This window comes from Kitasatospora sp. NPDC101108 (assembly GCF_055584725.1).
In genome coordinates this window covers 358,865-379,191 of sequence record NZ_JBVJLM010000006.1, presented here as the reverse complement: position 1 = coordinate 379,191, position 20,327 = coordinate 358,865, and the positions used below count along the sequence as shown (strand labels likewise).

The following is a 20,327-nucleotide window of genomic DNA, read 5'->3' as shown; positions in this document are numbered from 1 at the left end:
TCGAAGGTCGCCTGGTGACGGACGGAGCCGCCGCATGACCACCCCCGCCGAACGCCGCCGCACCGGGCGGGCCGCCCGGGAGCGCGTCTCCCGCTCCGAGCACGGCCGGTGGATCCCCGCCGCGGACCGGCCCGACCCGCTCGGCGTACTGGAGGCGCAGGGCGCGGACCGGGTCGCCCGGCTGCTGCCGATCCGGTACGGGCGGATGGCCGACAGCCCGTTCAGCTACCTGCGCGGCGCCGCCGCCGTGATGGCCGCCGACCTCGCGGCCTTCCCCGACACCGGACTGACCGTCCAACTCTGCGGTGACGCCCACCTGGTGAACTTCGGGATGTACGCGTCGCCGGAGCGCGCGCTGCTCTTCGACGTCAACGACTTCGACGAGACCTACCCAGGCCCCTTCGAATGGGACGTCAAGCGCCTCGCCGCCAGCGTCGCGGTCGCCGCCCGCGACAGCGGCCAGGACGACGGGCGTGCCCGGCGCGCCGCCCGGGCCGCCGTCCAGGGCTACGCGAGCGCGATGCGAAGGCTGGCCGGGCTCGGCGAACTCGACGTCTGGTACAGCCGGATCGACACCGCCGAGCTGCTCCCGCTGATCCGGAAGACCAAGCGGCGCAAGGCCGTCGAGGGCGAGCTCGCCCACGCCCGGCGGCGCACCGGTCTGCAGGCCCTCGGCAAGCTCACCGAGGAACGGGACGGGCGGCGGCGGATCATCAGCGCGCCGCCGCTGGTCGAGGAGCTGTCGAGGAGCGAACTGCGCAGCCTGGGGCAGGTGTTCAGCGACTACCGGGCCAGCCTGGCCGAGGACCGGCGGGTCCTGCTCGACCGCCACCGCTTCGTGGACGCCGCGATGAAGGTGGTCGGCGTGGGCAGCGTCGGCACCCGCTGCTACATCGTCCTGCTGGAGGGCCGGGACATCCGCGACCCGCTGTTCCTCCAGCTCAAGGAGGCCGGCCGGTCGGTGCTGGAGGACCACCTGCCGCCCACCCGGGTGGACGCCGAGGTCGCCGTCCACCACGGCGGACGGCGGGTGGTCACCGGGCAGCACCTGATGCAGGCCGCCAGCGACATCTTCCTCGGGTGGACCACCGGTCCCGCCGGGCGGCACTTCTACGGCCGCCAACTGCGCGACATGAAGGGCGCGGTGGAGGTCGGGACGCTGACCCCCTCCGGCCTGCGCGCCTACGCCGACCTGTGCGGGCGCGCCCTCGCCCGGGCCCACGCCCGCACCGGCGACCGCCTGGCCGTGGCCGGCTACCTGGGCGCCGCCGACACCTTCGCCGAGGCCGTCGCCGACTTCGCACTGCGCTACGCGGACCGTACGGCGGCCGACCACCGGGAGCTGATCGAGGCGATCGAGTCCGGGCGGATCACCGCGACCCGGGGCGTGTGAGCTCCGCCAGCCGCTCCAACTGCTCGTACCGGCCCCGGTTACGCCCCCGCCTACCCGGAGAGCCCGCACGCCGTCCTCGGTCCACAGCCGTTCGATCGCCTTCCGGCGCGCTCCGGGGTCCGGTTCCGTCCACAACGCCGCGTAGCGGTCGGCGAGTTGCTGGGCACTGGTGGTCATCGTCGACTCCCTGGGGGCCCGGTCGGTCACGCTGCGCCCCATCCTCGGAGGGGCGCAGCGGTCGGACAATTCCCGTCGGGGAATGGGCCGTTCGGAACAGGTGGTGCGGTCGGCCAGGGTGCTGCGGCGGGGCCTCAGTCGGCCCCGGGCCGGGCGGCGGCGATCAGCAGTGCCGCCGCGACCAGGGCCCCGGCGGCGCAGGCGGGCCCGAGGGCGCCGGCCGCGGTGCCGATCGTCGTCGCGGCGACCAGCGGGCCCACCGTGGCACCCGCGTTGAGGGCGGCCGTCGCGTAGGCGCCGGCGAGGGTGGGTGCGCCGGCTGCCTCGTACAGGACCCGGGTGATCAGCGTGCCGCCGACGGCGAAGGACAGCGCGCCGAGCAGGAACACCAGGGCGAACAGGGCGGCCGGCCGGCCGGCGGTGAGGGCGAGCAGCGGCCAGCCGAGCAGCAGCAGTGGCCCGGCCACGGTGACGACCAGGCCGGGGCGGCGGTCCGCCAGCCGGCCGGCGGCCGTCACGCCGGCGAAGGACCCGGCGCCGAACAGCACCAGGGCGACCGGGACCCACGGCCCGCCCGGTCCAGCGGCCCCGGTCACGAGCGGGGCGAGGAAGGTGAAGCCGCCGAAGGTCGCCGCGTTCACGAGCGCGGCGAGCAGCATCGCGCGGAGCAGCCGGGGGCGGCGCAACTGGCCGAACTCGGCGCCCAGGGCGGGGGCACCGGATATCCCGGCTGCCCCGGCTGCCCCGGACGCCCCGGACGCCCCGGGGGTGGCCGGGGCGGCGGGCAGGCCCCTGGCGATGCCGACGGCGGCGGGCAGGCAGAGCGCGGCCACGGCCCAGAAGGCGGCGCGCCAGCCGAACAGCGCGCCCAGCACCGACCCGCCGGGGACCCCGGCGACCGTGGCCAGTGTCGTGCCCGACAGCAGCACGCCGAGCGCCCGCCCCTTGCGGTCCGGCGGGACCAGCGCGGTGGCGGTGCTCAGTGCGACGGCCAGGAAGCCCGCGTCGGCGAGGGCGGCGACGACACGGCTCGCCAGCAGGACCGGGAAGCTCCCGGTGACCGCCCCCACGACATGGGCCGCCGCGAACAGCAGGACGAACCCGAGCAGACTGCCGCGCCCCGGCCGGTTCCGCGCGAGGACGGCCATCAGCGGGGCGCCGACCACCATCCCGAGCGCGAACGCCGAGGTGAGACCGCCCGCGGCCCCGAGGGGGACACCGAGGTCGGCGGCGAGGGCCGGCAGCAGGCCGGCGAGCATGAACTCCGAGGTGCCCATGGCGAAGACGGCCAGGGCGAGCAGATAGAGCGGAAGAGGCATCGAAAGACTCCGGGAGGACGGGAATCGGGACACGAACGTCCGTCTCGTCATCGCGGCCGGCCCCCGCGGGCACACCTGCCCGCCCGACCGGCCCTTCCCGGGCCCACGGTCGGATCGTCAGGAGCGGATCAGTGGTTCAGGGGGCGGACGGCGTGACCGAAAGCCCCCACCCTGTTCGCCTCAGGACTCGACATGCCCCGGACGCTACCGGACCTTCCGCCCCCGAAGCACCCGGTTTTCCGCTCGTCCGGGGAGTGCGTCACCTAGGCTTTCCCACAAGGAGGTTCGATGCCCATGGACGACGCGACGTTCGCCGCCGAAGTGGCCGAGGAGTGGCGGGCGCGGATCGACTGGGCGCGGTCCTCGGAGTCGCGCGACGAACACTCGCGTGCCATGAGCCGTCTGATCGAGACGGCCGCTGCCGAGCCGGTGCTGCGGGCGCTGTTCCCGTGGACCGCCATGGCCTGCCTGAGCGTCTCCCACTCGGCGGACTGGCGGGTCTGGGGCAGCGAGGGAATTCCCGGCATCGTGGCCTGGGGCACCGGCTTCACCGTGCTCGAACGGCACGGGCGGGACGTCGCGGAGCTGTTGGAGACGGACGACCCGGCGGAAGCCGTTGCCTACCTGGTCGTCCGGCTGCGGGAGCACCGGGCCTGAAGCGCCTGGGCGCCCGGCGGGTTGTCGGTGGCGTGTGCGAGGGTGACGGCATGCTGGCGATCGCGGTGCAGACGAACGACGCGCGGCACCTGAGGGTGACCGCCGAGGAACTGGCGGGGCTGGTCCGGCGCATCGGCGCGGGGGCCGACTCCTTCCTCGTCGTGCAGCGGACACCGGACCTGCCGGACGTCTACATCCAGGTGTGGCACAAGGACGGTGGCGACTACACGCTGGAGCACCGCGACGGCACCGCCGCCCGGCACTTCGAGGTGCGGGTGGACGGGCCCGAGGCGGTGGTCGCGGCGATGACGGGGTGGGCGCGGTACGAACCGGGCTGGGGCGACGGGCTGGCGTGGGCGCCGATGGACTTCGGGCCCGATCCGGAGCCGGTGCCCCCGCTGGTGCTGGAGGCGGACGAACGGCGGCAGTTGGAGGACCGGCTGCGGCTGACCCTGGCCTGCGGTTACACCAACCGGGCGCAGCTCGCCGAGCAGGCGGAGGAGTACCTGGTGTCGGGCGAGCGCCGCCCGCTCTCCCGGTCGCAGGCCGAGCAACTCGCCGACCGGCTCTGGCTGGAGCGGGTCGGCGTGCAGAGCGGCTGGGTCGGCGAGACGGATCCGGAGCGCCTCGCCCGTGCCTTCGCCGCCCTGGAGGGGAGCGGCATCACGGCGCGCGAGGACTTCAGCTGCTGCCGCTCCTGCGGGCAGGCCGAGATCGGTGCGGCCGGGGAGCCGGAGGCCCGGGGCTTCGTCTACTTCCACTCCCAGTGCACCGAGTCCGCCGCCGCCGGGCACGGTCTGAGCCTGCTCTACGGTGGCTTCGACGGCTCACCCGCGACCACCACGGCGGTCGGTGCGGAGGTCGTCGCCGCCCTCACGGCCGTCGGTCTGCCGACGGTCTGGAGCGGCGACCCGTCGGACGCGATCGAGATACGGCCGCTGCTCTGGCGCCGCCGGCTGGTCGGATGAGGCCGGGCGGGCGGACGGGTCGCGGAGGTTCCCGGCGATGAGCGATGACGTGCTGTCGGTGATCCCGACCGACCCCTCCTGGCAGCCCGAGCCGGTCGCCGCGGCGCGGGCGCGAGCGGTGCTGGCCGAGCTGCTGGGGGAGGACGAGGACGCCGAGCTGGAGGTCACCTGGCACGAGCGGACGACGGCGGTCGACTGCGGGGACAACCTGGAGCGGATCGGCTGCCCGCACTGCGGTGGCTCGATCGCCCTGGGGTGGTGGGGCGCTCTGCTGGAGGAGCGCGCCGATGACGGTTTCGCCACGCTCGCCGTGACGGCGCCCTGCTGCGGGGCGGCGACGACGCTGGACGCGCTGGAGTACGACTGGCCGTGCGGCTTCGCCCGGTTCGAGCTGGAGGTCTGGAACCCCGCCCAACCCTGGTTCACCGAAGGGCAGTTGGCGGCGGTGGCCGCCGCGCTCGGCCACCCGGTGCGGCAGATCAGGGCGCACCTGTGACATCCTCCCCGTCCCGCGTGACGGGGATCCGGGCGGGGCGGAGGCCCCCGAGCGGCCGCCGCCGCCCGGGGACCGGCTCAGGGCACCAGCAGTCGCAGTGCCTCCCGCCTGACCGTGACCTCGACCGGGAGGGCGGTGATGAACTCCCCGTCGGCGTAGGCGGTGATGCCCGGGGACTCGATCCGCAGGGATTCGGTGCGGAGCGTGGTGACCTCGGGGTGGTCGATGTGGGTGCCCTTGAAGAGGGTGGGGAAGAAGCGGGCGATCCGCAGGCGGGGCATCGCGTCGACCAGGGTGAGGTCGAGCAGGCCGTCGTCCGGGAGGGCCGCGGGGCTGATCAGCATGCCGCCGCCGTAGCTGCGGGTGTTGCCGACGGCGGCGAGGGTGAGTTCGCGTTCGACGACGGTGCCGTCGGCGAGGGTGATCCGGAACGGCAGGGGCCGCAGGTTGGCGAACTCGGCGAGGATGGCGAGGTTGTAGCGCATCCGGCCGCGGGGCCAGCGCAGTCGGTTGGCGCGGTCGCTGACCAGGGAGTCGAAGCCGGTGGCGAGGACCGAGCCGTACCAGCGGACGGCGCCGTCCGGGCCGGTGATCCGGCCGAGGTCGACGGTGCGGGTGCGTCCGGCGGCGATGACGTCGGCGGCGGCCTCGGGGTCGCCGAGCGGCAGCCCGTACTCGCGGGCGTGGTCGTTGCCGGTGCCGGCCGGTATGACGCCGAGCGGGACGGTGCCGTCGGCGAGGGCCTGGAGGGCGAGGTTGATCATGCCGTCGCCGCCGACCACCACCACCGCGTCCGCCCCGCCGGCCGCCGCCTCGCGGGCGAGGCGGACGGCGTCGTCGGCGGAGCGCCCGGCCTGCGGTTCGACCTCGACGCCGAGAGCGCGCAGCCGGGCGACGGCCCGGTGGGCGGCGGGTTGGGCGTGGCCGGTGCCCGCCGCCGGGTTGGTGAGAACGGCGACCCTGCGGACGGTTCTCGGGCCGGTCACGGGATCAGCTTGCCGGGGTTGAGGATGCCCGCCGGGTCGAGCTCGGCCTTGACGGCGCGCAGGATGCGCACGCCCAGGTCGCCGATCTCCTCGGTCATCCAGGGCCGGTGGTCGACGCCGACGGCGTGGTGGTGGGTGATGGTGCCGCCCGCGCCGACGATGGCGTCGCCGGCGGCCCGCTTGGCGGCGCCCCACTGGGTGAGCGGGTCCTCGCCGAGGGCGGCGACGACGGTGAAGTAGAGCGAGGCGCCGGTCGGGTAGACGTGCGAGATGTGGCACAGGACGAGCGCGCCGGGCAGGGCGCCGGTCAGGGCCTCGGTGACGGCGGCGCGGAGCCGGGCGAGGTCGCTCCAACCGGCCGCCGTCTCCAGGGTTTCGCACAGCGCGCCCGCGTTGAGCAGCGAGTCGCGCAGGTAGGGGGCGCTGAACCGGCCGTGCTCCCAGGCCCGGGCGGGCGCCTCGCCGAGCGAGGTGCCGCCGGCCGCGAGCAGCGCCTCGCGGGTGAGGTCGTGCCGGGCGGCGACCTGCTCGGCGTCGCCCTCGAAGACGGTGACGGCCAGGCAGCCGCTGACCGCCGGGGAGCCGCCGATCTGCTCGGTCATGGCGAGGTTGACCATGGTCTCGGCCTCGTCGGAGAGCCGGATGACGGTCGGGCCGGTGCCCTGCTGCTCGACGGCGCGCAGCGCCGCCGTCCCGGTGGCGAAGTCGGGGAAGCTCCACGCCTCGTAGGCCTTGACGGCGGGCAGCGGGTGGACCCGCAGGCGGACGGCGGTGATCACGCCGAGGGTGCCCTCGGAGCCGAGGAAGAGCTGGCGCAGGTCGGGGCCGGCGGCAGAGGCGGGGCCGCGGCCGAGTTCGAGTGTCCCGGCGGGGGTGACCACGCGCAGGCCTCGGACCATCTCGTCGAAGCGCCCGTAGCCGGCGGAGTCCTGGCCGGAGGAGCGGGTGGCCGCGAAGCCGCCGATGGTGGCGAACCGGAAGCTCTGCGGGTAGTGGCCGAGTTCCCAGCCGCGTTCGGCGAGCAGCGCCTCCGCGGCGGGGCCGGTGAGTCCGGCGCCGAGGACGGCCTCGCCGGAGGTCTCGTCGAGCGCGTGGAGGGAGTCGAGCCGGCGCAGGTCGAGCGAGACGACGGCCTCGAACGAACCGCGTTCGGGGTCCAGGCCGCCGACCACGCTGGTGCCGCCGCCGAACGGCACGACGGCGATCCGGCGTTCGGCGCACACGGCCAGGACGGCGGCGATCTCGGCCTCGTCGCCGGGCACGACCACGGCGTCCGGCGCGTCCTGGGGCTCGCGGCTGCGGCGGCGCAGCAGGTCGGGGGTGGACTTGCCGCCGGCCCGGGGCAGGCGGTCGCCGTCGGCGGCACTGACGTGCGCCGCGCCGACGGCGGCGGCCAGCGCCTTGAGGGCGTCGGCGGTGATCCGGGAGGGGCGCAGCACGACCTCGGCGGCGCTCGGCCCGGGCGCGGCGTCGCCGGTGACACCGAGGGCGGCGGCGAGCAGTCCCTTGATGTCGGCGGACAGCTCCTTGGCGAGGGCCGGGTCGCCCCAGGCGTCCCACTTCATCGGGGGGAGCGGCAGCGCGGCGTCGGCTGCCCCTGCTTGCGTCTCAGGTGCCATGCGTTACAGTTTCACACATCATGTCAAGTAGTAACGCCACGGCCGGAGCGCCGCGCAGCACCGACGACGCGATCCTGGACGCCGCCGCCGACCTCGTCGTCCACCTCGGCGTCCGCCGCACCCAGTTGGCCGAGATCGCGCGCCGCGCCGGGGTCAGCCGCCCGACCGTCTACCGGCGCTGGCCGGACGTCCAGGCGGTGATCGGCGCGCTGCTCACCCGCGAGATCCTGGCCACCCTGGAGGACACCTCGCTGGAGGTGCACGACCGGGAGACCTTCGTGGACCGGGTCGTCGAGGTCGCCGTACGGCTGCGCGACCACCCGGTGATCGGCGCGCTGCTCCACTCCGACGACTCCGACCTGCTGCTCCAGTACGTGGTCGAGCGGCTCGGCGCCAGCCAGCGCGGCCTGCTGGAGGCGCTGCGCACCGGCATCGAGCAGGGGCAGGCCGTGGGCTCGATCCGGGCCGGCGAGCCGACCGAGCTGGCCGCGATGGTCCTGCTGATCGCCCAGTCCACCGTCCAGTCGCACCGCATGGTCGCCTCCCTGCTGCCCGAGTCGGCCTGGCGGCGTGAACTGGCCAGAGCGCTGAACGGATACCTCGCGCCATGACGCCCACCGCAGGACCGTACGCCGGAACCACCCGACTCGACGCCCGGCGCCGAGCGATCGAGCTCGACGCGCTCGCCGACGACCCGCGCGTCGACCTGCTGGTGATCGGCGGCGGCGTCACCGGCGCCGGGGTGGCGCTGGACGCCGCCGCCCGCGGCCTGCGGACCGTCCTGGTCGAGACCCGCGACCTCGCCTTCGGCACCAGCCGCTGGAGCTCCAAACTGGTGCACGGCGGCCTGCGCTACCTCGCCTCCGGGCGGGTGAAGGTGGCCCGGGAGAGCGCCGTCGAGCGTGACGTGCTGATGACCCGCACCGCCCCGCACCTGATCCGCGCGCTGCCCCAACTGGTGCCGCTGCTCCCGGACCTGCTGCGCCCGGGCCAGGCCTCGCTGATCCGGGCGGGCTTCCACGCCGGGGACGCGCTGCGGCTGAGCGCCGGAACGCCGGGGGCCCTGCTGCCCCGGGTGCGCCGGATCGACGCGGCCCGGACGCGCCAACTGGTCCCGGCCGTGCGGACGGACGGGCTGCGCGGGGCGCTGGTCGCCCACGACGGCCAACTCGTCGACGACGCGCGGCTGGTGGTCGCCCTGGCGCGCACCGCCGCGCAGTACGGGGCGAGCGTGCTGACCAGGGTGCGGGCGCGGGAGGTGACCGGGACGTCCGCCCGGTTGGTGGACGCGCTGAGCGGCCAGGAGCTGACCGTCACCGCGGGCGCGGTCGTCAACGCCACCGGGGTGTGGGCGGGCGAGGTGGACACCTCGATCACGCTGAGGCCCAGCCGCGGCACCCACCTGCTGGTGGACGCCGCGAGGCTCGGCCACCCGGTGGCCGCGCTCACCGTGCCCGTCCCCGGCTCCACCAGCCGCTTCGTCTTCGCGCTGCCGCAGCAGCTCGGCCGGGTGGCGATCGGGCTGACCGACGAGGACGCCCCGGGCCCCGTCCCGGACGAGCCGCAGCCGACCGACGCCGAGCTGACCTTCCTCCTGGACACCGTCAACGCCGCCCTCGCCACCGCGCTGACCAGAGCGGACGTCCGCGGCGCCTACGCCGGGCTCCGCCCGCTGATCGACACCGGGGGCGGCAGCACCGCCGACATCTCCCGCGAGCACGCGGTGCTGGAGTCCCCGTCCGGGATGATCACCGTGGTCGGCGGCAAGCTCACCACCTACCGGCGGATGGCCGAGGACGCGGTGGACGCCGCCGTCCGGCTGCACGGTCTGCCCGCCCGGACCTGCTGGACGGCCCGGCTGCCGCTGGTCGGCGCCCCCGGCCACCGTGACAGCCGCCCGGCCCCGGCCGGCGGGGTGCCCGCCGCGCTGCTCGCCCGGCACGGCGGCGCGGCCCACGAGGTGCTGGCAGCGGGGGAGTTGACGCCGCTGGCGGAGGGCCTGGACGTGACCCGCGCCGAGGTCGCCTATGCGCTCACCCACGAGGGCGCGCTGGACGCCGCCGACGTCCTCGACCGCCGCACCAGGATCGGCTTGGTGGCGGAGGACGCCGAGCGGGCCCGGCAGGCGGTCGAGGAGATCGTCGCGGAGTCGGCGGCCCAGTAGCGGCAACGGCGTGACCGTGACGAGGGCCGGTACGGCGATCCGCCGTACCGGCCCTCGTGCTCGCGGCGCCTGCGACTCCCGCAGGGCAGGAGTGACGTGTCAGCGCGCGGTGCGTTCCGGCATCGGGTGCTCGGCGCCCGCCAGTTCCAGCACGCAGGTCAGCGGGTGCTCCGGGAGGCCCGTGCGGTCCAGCCGTACGGACAGCGGGCGCGGCGGTTCCTCGGCGAACTGCCCGGACAGCGTCAGCGGGTAGCTGCCGTGGCCGTGGACGCGGTGGAAGGCGCACTCCTTGCCGTCCACCAGCAGCTCGGTCTCGGTGATCCAGCCGGAGCGGACGTTCACGGCGACCGAGTGCCCGCTCCGGTCGAGGTGGAAGCTGTACCGCTGGCGCATGGGAACCTCCCGCGAAGCCTCGGGACGGGCCAGGGGATCCACCGCCAGTCTAGGGCGGCCTTACCTGCGCGGCGCCCCCGGCGGTACGGTGATCGGTGTGCGCCGGGATCGGGAGCCGGGAGCCTGGATCCGGGCCGGGGGTGATCGGTTCCCCTCCCCGTCCCTGAGAAATCCCCGGGGCGGGCCCCGCCCGCAGGCGGATTCTCGTGATCTCTACAGTGCTGTAGATTCGTCCGCAGGGAGAGATCCGAGGAGGGCATTGTGGGAGTTTCGCTGGCCAAGGGCGGCAACGTCTCGCTGAGCAAGGAGGCGCCCGGTCTGAGCGCCGTGATCGTTGGCCTCGGCTGGGACGTGCGCACCACCACCGGGGCCGACTACGACCTGGACGCCAGTGCGCTGCTGTGCAACGCGCTCGGCAAGGTGGTCTCGGACCAGCACTTCGTCTTCTTCAACAACCTCCGCAGCCCGGAGGGTTCGGTCGAGCACAGCGGCGACAACCTGACCGGTGGCGGCGACGGCGACGACGAGCAGATCAAGGTCGACCTGGCCCGGGTGCCGGCCGACGTCGCCAAGGTGGTCTTCCCGGTCTCGATCTACGACGCCGACGCCCGGCTGCAGAACTTCGGCCAGGTCCGCAACGCCTTCATCCGGATCGTCAACCAGGCCAACGGGCAGGAGATCGCCCGCTACGACCTGAGCGAGGACGCCTCGACCGAGACCGCGATGGTCTTCGGTGAGCTGTACCGCAACGGCGCCGAGTGGAAGTTCCGCGCGATCGGGCAGGGTTACGCCTCCGGCCTGCGCGGCATCGCCACCGACTACGGCGTGAACGTCTGAGCCACCCGGCTCAACGGGCGGACCGGCTCGGCCGGTCCGCCCGTTCGCGTGTCCGCCTCACCTGCTCCGCGCGATCGCGTGCCCGCCGAAGCCGCCGCTGCCGGTGAGCTGGTCCCGCCACCAGGCGGCCATCGCGGGCTCGCCCATGGCCGCCCAGTCCGGCGCCGCGGTGACCTGCGCCCGGCCAAGGGTCCGGCCCAGGTTTACCAACTCCAGCCCGGCCGCCGTCCGTTCGCGGTCGTAGGCGGCCAGCAGGGGTGACCACGAGCCGCCGCCGAGGCGCCGTCCGGCCTGCTCGAAGGAGTGCGCGTCCTGGAGGGCCTTCACCGCGCCGCTGGTGTTGTGCGGGCGGACGACGGTCGCCGCGTCGCCGCCGATGAGCAGCCGCCCGGCGGTACGGTGCGGGGTCGCCAGGTCGTAGACGGGCTGCAGCAGGGTCCGTTCGCGCGGGGTCAGCGCGATCACGCCGGCCCAGTACGGCGGCAGCTGCCGTTCGGCGAACTCCCTCATGCCGTCCAGCTGTTGGTCGCTGAGGGCACCCGCGGCGACGGCGGTCGGGCCGTCCAGTAGCAGCCAGTCCGGGGTGGGCGCGTAGAAGACCCAGTTCACCTGGGTGGTGCCGGGGGTGAGTCCCGGGATGCGGTAGATCACCACCTGGCCGCCGCGGTAGCAGACGGTGATGCACTCCTCCTCCGGCCAGACCCCGGCGCCGCCGGGCAGTTCGGCCAGCAGCGCGGAGTCGAAGCTGCCGCGCCAGCACACGTACCCGGCGTACTCGGGCACGGCCTGGGGGCAGACGGCGGCGCGGACCACCGACCGGTAGCCGTCCGCACCGATCACCAGGTCGTACGAGGTGCGGGTGCCGTCGGCCTCCTCGACCCAGGCGCCGGTGCTCCCGTGGCCTCGGCCGCCCCCGTCGTCGCCGTTCTCACCGCCGTCGTCGCCGCCGTTCACACCGCCGTCGTTGCCGACGGCCGTGACGGTCGTGCCCAGCCGGTACTCCACCGCCGCGGGCGCGCTCTCGCGCAGGGCCTGCCAGAGCACCGCCCAGTGGTGGGAGTGGAAGGGGAAGGGCTGGGCCCAGAGCAGCCGCCCGCGCCCCCGGGTGTCGCCGCCCGGGCCGTCGCCGTGGCCGGAGGGCTCCCGGGTGACCCAGCTGCGCACGGTGAGCCGGTGGCGGCGGGTGTCGGGGGCGAGATGGCCGGCGTCGACCAGTTCGGCGAAGCGGTCGTTGTGGGTGCAGATCCCGAGTCCGCGGTCCTCCAGCCGGCCGGGGCTGCGTTCCAGCACCACGACCCGTTCCGCGCCGAGCCGGGCCGCCGCCCCGGCGAACGCGCTCCCGGCGATGCTGCCCCCGACCACGGCCACCGAGCCACCCCGCACCGCCGCCCCCTCTCCCCGAGCCCGCGATTCCGGCGTTGTCGGGCACGACGATACGCCGCCGGACCGGGGCGCGCGGCCGGTACGGGCATCCTCGCCGGGCAAAACCTATGCAACTAGTTGCATAGCGAGGTGGCCGTCCCCTACCCTGCGGTAACAATCCGGGAGACAACTCCCACCGACCGCCCCCTCAGGAGACGTCGATGAGTGCGACCCCCGGCAGTAGCCGCTACCCGCACCTGCTCAGCCCGCTCGACCTCGGCTTCACCACCCTGCCCAACCGGGTGATCATGGGCTCGATGCACGTCGGCCTGGAGGAGGCTCCCGGCGGCTACGAGCGGATGGCCGCCTTCTACGCCGAACGCGCGCGCGGCGGCGTCGGCCTGATCGTCACCGGCGGCATCGCCCCCAACGAGGCCGGGCGCCCCTGGGAGGGCGGCGCGATGCTGACCACCGAGGAGGAGGCCGACGAGCACCGGGTGGTCACCGACGCCGTGCACGCCGCCGGCGGGAAGATCGCCCTGCAGATCCTGCACTTCGGCCGCTACGCGTACCACCGCGACCTGGTCGCTCCCAGCGCCCTCCAGGCCCCGATCAGCCCCTTCGTGCCCAACGAGCTCACCGCCGAGCAGGTCGAGCAGACCGTCGAGGACTTCGCCCGCTGCGCCGAACTCGCCCGCCGGGCGGGCTACGACGGCGTCGAGATCATGGGCTCCGAGGGCTACCTGATCAACGAGTTCATCGTCGCCGCGACCAACCGCCGCGAGGACGAGTGGGGCGGCCCGTACGAGCGGCGGATGCGCTTCCCGGTGGAGATCGTCCGCCGGGTCCGCGAGCGGGTCGGCGAGGACTTCATCATCGTCTACCGGCTCTCCATGCTCGACCTGGTCCCCGGCGGCTCCACCCTGGACGAGGTCGTCCAGCTCGCCCAAGCCGTCGAGGCCGCCGGGGCCAGCATCATCAACACCGGCATCGGCTGGCACGAGGCGCGCATTCCCACCATCGCCACCTCCGTGCCGCGCGGCGCCTTCGCCTGGGTCACCAAGCGGGTGATGGGCAAGGTCGGCATCCCGCTGGTCACCACCAACCGCATCAACACCCCCGAGATCGCCGAGCAGTTGCTCGCCGAGGGCAACGCCGACCTGGTCTCGATGGCCCGTCCGCTGCTCGCCGACGCCGACTTCGTGGCCAAGGCGCGCGAGGACCGCGCCGACTCGATCAACACCTGCATCGGCTGCAACCAGGCCTGCCTGGACCACACCTTCAACCTCCAGATCACCTCCTGCCTGGTCAACCCGCGTGCCTGCCACGAGACCGAACTCGTCCTGGCCCCCACCAAGTTGCGCAAGGACATCGGCGTCGTCGGTGCCGGGCCGGCCGGCCTCGCCTTCGCCGTCTCCGCCGCCGAACGCGGCCACGCCGTCACCCTGTACGACGCCGCCGACAGCGTCGGCGGACAGCTGAACATCGCCCGGCGCATCCCCGGCAAGGAGGAGTTCAACGAGACGCTGCGCTACTTCCGCACCCGGCTGGCCGAGTTGGACGTCACGCTGCGGCTCGGCGCCCTGGCGACCGCCGAGCAGCTCGCCGGGGCGGGGCACGACGAGATCGTCCTCGCGACCGGCGTCACCCCCCGAACTCCCTCCGACATCCCGGGAATCGACCACCCCAGCGTGCTCGGCTACCTGGACGTGCTGCGCGACGGCGCACCCGTCGGCGAGCGGGTCGCCATCCTCGGCGCGGGCGGGATCGGCTTCGACGTGGCCGAGTTCCTCACCGACCAGGGCGACGAGGCGAGCCTCAACCCGCCGGTGTTCCAGGCGAAGTGGGGCATCGACGCGGAGTACCGCGAGCGCGGCGGCCTGCGTGCACCCGAGCGGCCGACGCCCCCGCGCAGCGTCCACCTGCTGCAGCGCAAGACCAGCAAGGTCGGCGCCGGACTCGGCAAGACCACCGGCTGGATCCACCGCACCGAGCTCAAGCACCGCGGCGTCACCATGGTCGCCGGCGCGACGTACGACCTGATCGACGACGCCGGGCTGCACTTCACCGTCGACGGCGAGCGCCAACTCCTGCCCGTGGACACCGTGGTGCTCTGCACCGGTCAGGAACCGCGCCGCGACCTCGACCAGGCGCTGCGCGAGCGCGGCCTGTCCGTGCACGTGATCGGCGGCGCGGACGTGGCGGCCGAACTGGACGCCAAGCGGGCCATCAAGCAGGGCACGGAACTGGCCGCGACCATCTGACGTCGGGCAGCCGGGGGGCTACCCGGCGCACCGGGGCCCGCAGCCGCGCGCTGCGGGCCCCGACCGCTGCCCCGACCGCTGCCCCCTCCGCGCCGTCCGTCCGCGCCGTCCGTCCGCATCGTCCGTCCGCATCGTCGGCGCTGACCTGCGACGATGCCCGCCCGCGCGCCCCGCCCGGCCCCCGGTGGGAGACTGGTGTCCTGTCCCTGCCCGAACTCTCGACCGGGGGCCAGCATGTCCCTCCCGAGGTCTCTCCGCGCCCTCACCGCCGCGGTCCTGCTCGCGGCGGCCACCGTGGGCCCGGCGGGCGCCGCCGCTGCCGACCCGGCTCCGCCGCTCCCCTCCGCCGACCAGCTGAAGTCGGCGCTGCTCGGCGTGAACGACCTCGGCCCGGACTACACCGAGGCGCCGGCCACCGAGAGCCCCAGCCCGAGCGCCGACCCGACGCCGGTCACCGGCTGCGACGCGCTCAGCGCCCTGATCAACATGCACCCCACCGCTCCCGGCCCCGCGACCCCGCACGCCGAGACCGAACTCGACGGCCCCGACGGCAACCCGATGGTGACCGAGTCCCTCACGGCCGAGGACCAGTCCAGGCTCACCAGCGACTTCAACACCGCCACCGACGCGTTCAGGAACTGCCACACCATCACCTTCAACGCCGGCACCGAGGACTCGGTGACCTTCACCGTCACCCCCGTCACCCTCGGCGACCGCCAGGACGCCCCCGCCGTCCGCCTCGACGGCACCCTCGCCGGCGTCCAGCTCAACGCCTTCGTCGGCATCGAACGCTTCGGCACCGTCGGCATGGTCTACGGCTTCTTCCAGCGCCAGTCCGCCGACGCCCAGACCGCCTCCATGCATTACCGCACCGCCGTCGCCAAGGTCGAACGCACCCTCGGCACCACCGCCGGCAGCACCACCCCACCCACCGCCTCCGCCGCCCAGGACATGTCCGTCTGAGGCCGGCGGCATCGGGCGGGAAGGAGGACGGGCGGCCGCACCCCCGTGGCGGCCGCCCGTCCTGCGTGCTACGGCAGGAACCTGACCTCCGGGAAGCGCGGCGACGGGCCGTCGAGGAGGGAGCCGCGGCGGTGGCGGAGGTGGAGGTCGAAGAAGGCGAGCGGGTAAGCCTGCTGGATGCGGACCGAGCGGTCGGCGGGGAGGGTGCCGACCATCTGCTGGACCTGCTGTTCGGGCAGGCCGAGGAGCGCGGCCACCTGCGGCATCAGCGGCGAGGCGTCGGAGTACGAGCTGTGGCGGACGCCGTCGGCCTGGATGTTGAGCCGCCAGCCGCGCAGGTGGTTCCAGAAGGTGGCGGCCTCCCGGTCCTGGTCGCGGCCGAACTCGGCGGTCAGCATCAGGAACGGGCGGTCGAGGTCGGTGACGGTGATCCCCTGCATCGGCCCGTCGATCGCGAGACCGGCCCGGACGCGGCGGTCGGCCATCATGGCGGCGGCGGTGGCCGAGCCGCCCTTCGACCAGCCGAACATGCCGATGTCGAGCGGGTCGGGGGCGCCGAGCAGGCCCTCGGGCAGGGGCTTGCCGTCGACATCGGGGTTGCGCCCGGCGGCGATGTCCTCGACGCAGTCCAGCACGAAGCGGGCGTCGGCGGCGTAGTCCCGCGGGCCCAGATTGGGCGCGCCCTCGATCCAGGGGGTGAGGACGCGGCCGTCGGGGAACTCGGTGAAGGCGTCCCAGGTGTGGTCGACGGTGACCACGACGTAGCCGTGGCTGGCGAGTTCCTGGACGGTGACGGTGTTGATGGCCCGGTGGGCGTGGGCGCCGTGCGAGTAGACGACGACGGGCAGCCGGTGCCCGGTGCGGTGGACGGGCGCGCCCAGGCGGGCCGCGGTGAGCGGGGTGGCGGAGGGCGGGAGCTTGAAACCGAGGTCGTCCAGGTAGGCCTTCATGGCGCCGTCGCTCATCCAGGGCGCGAGCGGCAGCTCGTCGGCCCGCCGGGCGGGGTACCAGACGCTCGCCATCAGCTCGCGGTAGCGGCCGGCCCCGGCGAACGGGTCCGGCCGGGAGGTGTCACGCAGGTGCAGGGCGATCGTGCCGACGCGGTGCGGGCCGGTGGGCGCGGGCAGGGTGAGCCGCCCGGACCCGGGCGCGGGCGTCGGGGCGGGGGAGGGGGCGTCCGCCCGGGCGGTGGAGGCCAGGCCGAGCGGGGCGGCGGCGCCCAAGACCAGGGCGGCTCCCAGCATGCGACGACGGGTCAGTTCGTTGGGGCTGGTGAACGGCGTGGTGTCCATGCGCCGAACGCTGTCACGCGGCCCGGGAGCCGGACATCGGCCCGCCGGTTGATCTCCCGCCCGCCCGCATTGGTCCACGGGTTTACATCCCGGGGCTGATGCGCGCCCGGTGGAAGCGGGACGTGCGCAAGCGGGGCGTGCGCAAGCGGGGCGTGCGGAAGCGGGACGTGTGGAAGCCCGGGTGCGCGGTGGGTTCCGCGGGCCCGGGCTTCGGGTGCCGGAGGGTTCTCCGGCCTTGCGCGTCAGGTCAGTTGAAGACCACGACGTCGGTGCGCATCGGCAGCGAGCTGCCCCAGTCGATGTTGATCTTGAAGGTCACGACGCCGTTGCCGGGGGCGATGCTCGACACCTGGAAGGCGGCGGCGCCGACGAAGCGGTTCCCGTTGGAGTCGATCTCGGAGGCGGTGATGACGACGGTCGAGTTGACCCCGATGACGTTCCACGGGAGCTGGAGGTTGAAGATCCCGTGCGCCGGGGTCCACGTCCACCAGGCGCGCCAGACGGCGCCGACGTTGCCGCCGATGCTCGCGAGGTTCTCGCTGTGGACGGTGGGCTGGGAGTGGTCCGCGATCTGCGGGATCTCGGAGGCGGAGGATTCGGTTGCGGTCATGGCGGCAACTCCTTGCGCCGGGAGAGCCTCAAGAGCTCTCCGAATACTCCGAGTGTCGGTCAGTATGCGGAGCGTTGCAATCACTCGTGCGGGTGAAGCTGCGGCGCGCCGCCGGGGCCCAGCGGGTCGCCGCGGCGGCGAGCGGGTGTGTCGGTGCGGCCGGGGCGGGCTCCGCCTGCTACCAAAAATCCCATGTCCCATCACCTCAGCGGCCCCAACCTCCGCTCCCCGCGCGGCGACGCCCGCCTCGACATGACCGATCTGTTCGCCTTCCCGGCGGCCGACGCGCCCGACCGCACCGTCCTGATCCTGAACGTCAACCCGTACGCGCCCACCCGGGCCGCCGAGTTCCACCCCGACGCCGTCTACCGGATCAACGTCGACAGCGACGGCGACCACCAGGCCGATGTGGCCTACTCGTTCACCTTCTCCGCCCCCGAGCGCGGCTCCGGCGCGCAGCGCGTCACCGTCCACCGGTCCACCGGCAGCGCGGCCCGGAAGCACGAACCGACCGGCGACGTGCTGTTCTCCGACGCCCCGGTGGCGTTCGGCGACGCGCCCGACGTGATCGAGGCGAACGGCCGCAAACTGTCCGTCGGCCTGCGCAGCGACCCGTTCTTCGCCGATCTCGAAGGCATCGTCAACGACTTCAGCTGGACCGGCAAGGACGCGATGGCGGACGCCAACGTCTTCGGCATCGCACTCGAAGTCCCGGACGCCGACCTCGGCCCGGAGCCGACCATCGGCGTCTGGGGCCGGGTGAGCCTGCGGCAGGACGGTCAGCTGGTCTCCGTCGACCGGGGTGCCCACCCGTCGCTCACCGCGTACTTCAACGTCGAGGAGGTGAAGGACGCGTACAACGCGGGCGAGCCCGCCGACGACTGGGACACCTATCGCGAGGCCTGGACGGCCGTCCTCCAGCACACCGGCGACTACACCACCGAGGCCGCCACCGAGACGCTGAAGCTGGTCCTGCCGGACATCCTCCGCTACGACCGTTCCCGCCCCGCCGGATACCCCAACGGCCGCACCCTGGTGGACGACGTGACCTCGGTCCGGCTCACCATGGTCTCCGGCGGCAAGATCACCAGCGACCACATCGGCCCGCACACCGACCTGCTCCCGGCCTTCCCGTACCTCGGGCACCCGCATCCCGTCAAGTAGGGCTGCTGGCAGTGGAGTTGACCGTCCCGGCTGCGATGTCCCGCGCCGGGCCGGTCGCGTCCGCTCAGGCGGCGGACTTCCGCTCAGCGCGCAGCAGCACCGCGATCACCGCGACCAGCAGCAGGCCGACGGCCGCCAGGCCCCAGAGCACCGAGTGGAAGGCGGAGTCGTAGGCGCGGGCGAGGAAGTCGGCGAAGCCCGTACGGTCGGTCGCGCCCGAGAGCGCGGCGGCGCCGGTGAGCTCGCCCCCGGCCGCCCGATCGGCGACCCGTGCGGCGTCGGTGGCCCCCGGGAACCCGTCGACGCCGTCGCCGACCCGCCGCCCGAGCACGGTGGCCAGCGCCGAGCCGTACACCGCGACGGCCACCGCCTCGCTGCCCAGGCGCAGGGTGTTGAGGAAGCCCGCCGCCATGCCCGCCTTGGCCGGGTCGACCAGCGCCAGCGCCTGGCCGTCGACCAGCCCGGCGGACAGCCCCATCCCCGCGCCGGTGACCAGCATCGGGGCGGCGAGGACCACCACCCCCACCGAGGGGGAGAGCACGGTGAGCGCCAGGTCGCCGAGCAGCAGGCAGGCCAGGCTCAGGAAGATCAGGGTGAGCGGGCGCACGCCGCGGCCGACCAGCCCGGCGGCGAGCATCGGGCAGACCAGCACCGGGGCGGTCAGCAGCAGCATCAGCAGACCGGCCGTGCCGGTGTCCCGGCCGGTGACGGCGGTCAGGTAGCTCGGCAGGTAGGTGAGCAGGGTGACGAAGCCGAAGGAGGCGGCGACCGGGACGAGGCACAGGCCGACGAAGCGGCGCTCGCGCAGCAGGCTCAGGTCGAGCATCGGATGGGCGCTGCGCCGCTCGACGGCGGCGAAGACGGCGAGCGCGGCGACGGCCCCCGCCAGCAGGCCGAGCACCCCCGCACTGCCCCAACCCCACTGGGAACCCTGGACGATGGCGGTGGTCAGCAGCACCATGGCGAGCACGAACAGCGCGCTGCCGGGGACGTCGAGCCGACCGCCGCCGGCCTGCGGCGGCACGGCGCGGGAGAGGGCGGGCAGCGCGAGCAGCACCACGGCGAGCGCGACGGCGTGCGCCGCGAACACCCAGCGCCAGCCGAGCCCCTGCACCAGCGCGCCGGCCAGCGAGGGGCCGACGGCGACGCCGATGCCCGCGACGGTGCCGAACAGGGCGAAGGCCCTGGCCCGGTCGGGGCCGTCGAAGACGGTGGAGAGGATCGCGGCCCCGCAGGAGAAGATCGCCGCCCCGCCGATCCCGGTCAGCGCGCGGGCGGCGTCGAGCAGGAGCACGTCGGTGGCGACGACGCCGGCGAGCGAACCGGCGGCGTAGAGCACCACCCCGGCCGCGAAGGCCTTCACCCGGCCGACGACGTCGGCGACCGAGCCCCAGACCAGGGTGAAGCAGGCGAACGCGACGTTGAAGGCGTTCACCACCCACTGCAGCGGGGCCAGGCCCGCGTGGGTGCTGCCGCCGATGTCGGGGAGCGCGACGGCGGTGCCGGAGATGGACATCGGGACGACGAACACCGCGAGCAGGACGGCCGCGAGGGTGAGCGTGCGGCCGGGGCTCCGTCGAGTGTCCTCCGTGGTGCGCGGGATCGTGCTTGCTGGGCTCATGAGGGCAGCACTCCAGGCTCGGACCGGCCAGGGCATGGCCAG

Annotated in this window: 18 protein-coding genes; 10 read left to right on the top strand and 8 right to left on the bottom strand. The window is 74.4% G+C overall.

Annotation, left to right across the window (positions count from 1 at the left end):
- The first annotated feature begins 34 nt into the window (after nucleotides 1-34).
- Nucleotides 35-1,393, top strand: a complete 1,359-nt coding sequence (locus ACZ6Z8_RS16985) for a DUF2252 domain-containing protein (protein WP_465610431.1) — start codon at nucleotides 35-37, stop codon at nucleotides 1,391-1,393.
- A 311-nt stretch (nucleotides 1,394-1,704) separates the two neighbouring features.
- Here ACZ6Z8_RS16985 and ACZ6Z8_RS16980 read toward each other — a convergent pair whose 3' ends face one another.
- Nucleotides 1,705-2,889, bottom strand: a complete 1,185-nt coding sequence (locus ACZ6Z8_RS16980) for a Cmx/CmrA family chloramphenicol efflux MFS transporter (RefSeq protein ID WP_465610429.1) — start codon at nucleotides 2,887-2,889, stop codon at nucleotides 1,705-1,707.
- Nucleotides 2,890-3,183: 294 nt separating this feature from the next.
- Here ACZ6Z8_RS16980 and ACZ6Z8_RS16975 point away from each other — a divergent pair, with 294 nt between their 5' ends.
- Genes ACZ6Z8_RS16975 through ACZ6Z8_RS16965 form a run of 3 tightly spaced genes read left to right on the top strand, consistent with a single transcriptional unit; the run spans nucleotide 3,184 to nucleotide 5,010 of the window.
- Nucleotides 3,184-3,546: a DUF6193 family natural product biosynthesis protein gene (locus tag ACZ6Z8_RS16975; protein WP_465610427.1), complete on the top strand. Its 363-nt coding sequence runs from the start codon at nucleotides 3,184-3,186 to the stop codon at nucleotides 3,544-3,546.
- Nucleotides 3,547-3,596: 50 nt separating this feature from the next.
- Nucleotides 3,597-4,514 (top strand): DUF6891 domain-containing protein, encoded by a 918-nt coding sequence (locus tag ACZ6Z8_RS16970; protein ID WP_465610425.1) that lies wholly within the window; start codon nucleotides 3,597-3,599, stop codon nucleotides 4,512-4,514.
- 37 nt (nucleotides 4,515-4,551) lie between these two features.
- Nucleotides 4,552-5,010: a hypothetical protein gene (locus ACZ6Z8_RS16965; RefSeq protein WP_465610423.1), complete on the top strand. Its 459-nt coding sequence runs from the start codon at nucleotides 4,552-4,554 to the stop codon at nucleotides 5,008-5,010.
- A 77-nt stretch (nucleotides 5,011-5,087) separates the two neighbouring features.
- On the opposite strand, the gene ACZ6Z8_RS16960 is transcribed toward ACZ6Z8_RS16965, so the two are convergent.
- Nucleotides 5,088-5,996, bottom strand: coding sequence for a diacylglycerol kinase (locus ACZ6Z8_RS16960; RefSeq protein ID WP_465610421.1), 909 nt, complete (start codon nucleotides 5,994-5,996; stop codon nucleotides 5,088-5,090).
- Nucleotides 5,993-7,615: an FAD-binding oxidoreductase gene (locus ACZ6Z8_RS16955; protein ID WP_465610419.1), complete on the bottom strand. Its 1,623-nt coding sequence runs from the start codon at nucleotides 7,613-7,615 to the stop codon at nucleotides 5,993-5,995. Before ACZ6Z8_RS16955 ends, ACZ6Z8_RS16960 begins: the two co-directional genes overlap by 4 nt.
- Before the next feature lie 20 nt (nucleotides 7,616-7,635).
- Between ACZ6Z8_RS16955 and ACZ6Z8_RS16950 the strand changes: the two genes are divergently transcribed.
- On the top strand, nucleotides 7,636-8,226 hold the full coding sequence (locus ACZ6Z8_RS16950) for a TetR/AcrR family transcriptional regulator (RefSeq protein ID WP_465610417.1): 591 nt from the start codon (nucleotides 7,636-7,638) through the stop codon (nucleotides 8,224-8,226).
- Nucleotides 8,223-9,779: a glycerol-3-phosphate dehydrogenase/oxidase gene (locus ACZ6Z8_RS16945; RefSeq protein WP_465610416.1), complete on the top strand. Its 1,557-nt coding sequence runs from the start codon at nucleotides 8,223-8,225 to the stop codon at nucleotides 9,777-9,779. Before ACZ6Z8_RS16950 ends, ACZ6Z8_RS16945 begins: the two co-directional genes overlap by 4 nt.
- Before the next feature lie 99 nt (nucleotides 9,780-9,878).
- Here the strand turns inward: ACZ6Z8_RS16945 and ACZ6Z8_RS16940 are convergent, their stop codons facing one another.
- Nucleotides 9,879-10,172 carry a hypothetical protein gene (locus ACZ6Z8_RS16940; RefSeq protein ID WP_465610415.1) on the bottom strand — a complete coding sequence of 98 codons (294 nt, stop codon included), beginning with the start codon at nucleotides 10,170-10,172 and terminating at the stop codon, nucleotides 9,879-9,881.
- A gap of 261 nt (nucleotides 10,173-10,433) precedes the next feature.
- Here ACZ6Z8_RS16940 and ACZ6Z8_RS16935 point away from each other — a divergent pair, with 261 nt between their 5' ends.
- A complete protein-coding gene (locus ACZ6Z8_RS16935) occupies nucleotides 10,434-11,009 on the top strand; it encodes a TerD family protein (protein ID WP_355672404.1) in 576 nt (191 codons plus the stop codon).
- Between the two features lie 57 nt (nucleotides 11,010-11,066).
- Here ACZ6Z8_RS16935 and ACZ6Z8_RS16930 read toward each other — a convergent pair whose 3' ends face one another.
- Nucleotides 11,067-12,377 carry an FAD binding domain-containing protein gene (locus tag ACZ6Z8_RS16930; protein ID WP_465610413.1) on the bottom strand — a complete coding sequence of 437 codons (1,311 nt, stop codon included), beginning with the start codon at nucleotides 12,375-12,377 and terminating at the stop codon, nucleotides 11,067-11,069.
- Nucleotides 12,378-12,592: 215 nt separating this feature from the next.
- Here ACZ6Z8_RS16930 and ACZ6Z8_RS16925 point away from each other — a divergent pair, with 215 nt between their 5' ends.
- Together ACZ6Z8_RS16925 and ACZ6Z8_RS16920 are read left to right on the top strand one after the other, a co-directional pair.
- Nucleotides 12,593-14,635 (top strand): oxidoreductase, encoded by a 2,043-nt coding sequence (locus tag ACZ6Z8_RS16925; RefSeq protein WP_465610411.1) that lies wholly within the window; start codon nucleotides 12,593-12,595, stop codon nucleotides 14,633-14,635.
- 234 nt (nucleotides 14,636-14,869) lie between these two features.
- A complete protein-coding gene (locus ACZ6Z8_RS16920; protein WP_465610409.1) occupies nucleotides 14,870-15,598 on the top strand; it encodes a hypothetical protein in 729 nt (242 codons plus the stop codon).
- 68 nt (nucleotides 15,599-15,666) lie between these two features.
- Here ACZ6Z8_RS16920 and ACZ6Z8_RS16915 read toward each other — a convergent pair whose 3' ends face one another.
- Together ACZ6Z8_RS16915 and ACZ6Z8_RS16910 are read right to left on the bottom strand one after the other, a co-directional pair.
- The gene (locus ACZ6Z8_RS16915) at nucleotides 15,667-16,890 is read right to left on the bottom strand and encodes an alpha/beta hydrolase family protein (RefSeq protein ID WP_465610407.1); all 1,224 of its coding nucleotides are present in this window, start codon (nucleotides 16,888-16,890) and stop codon (nucleotides 15,667-15,669) included.
- Between the two features lie 247 nt (nucleotides 16,891-17,137).
- Entirely contained in the window at nucleotides 17,138-17,500 is a 363-nt protein-coding gene (locus ACZ6Z8_RS16910; RefSeq protein ID WP_465610405.1) for a hypothetical protein, read from the bottom strand.
- Nucleotides 17,501-17,692: 192 nt separating this feature from the next.
- On the opposite strand from ACZ6Z8_RS16910, the gene ACZ6Z8_RS16905 reads away from it, so the two are divergent.
- A complete protein-coding gene (locus ACZ6Z8_RS16905) occupies nucleotides 17,693-18,664 on the top strand; it encodes a DUF4331 family protein (RefSeq protein ID WP_465610403.1) in 972 nt (323 codons plus the stop codon).
- 64 nt (nucleotides 18,665-18,728) lie between these two features.
- On the opposite strand, the gene ACZ6Z8_RS16900 is transcribed toward ACZ6Z8_RS16905, so the two are convergent.
- Nucleotides 18,729-20,285 carry an MFS transporter gene (locus tag ACZ6Z8_RS16900; RefSeq protein WP_465610401.1) on the bottom strand — a complete coding sequence of 519 codons (1,557 nt, stop codon included), beginning with the start codon at nucleotides 20,283-20,285 and terminating at the stop codon, nucleotides 18,729-18,731.
- Nucleotides 20,286-20,327 lie beyond the last annotated feature (42 nt).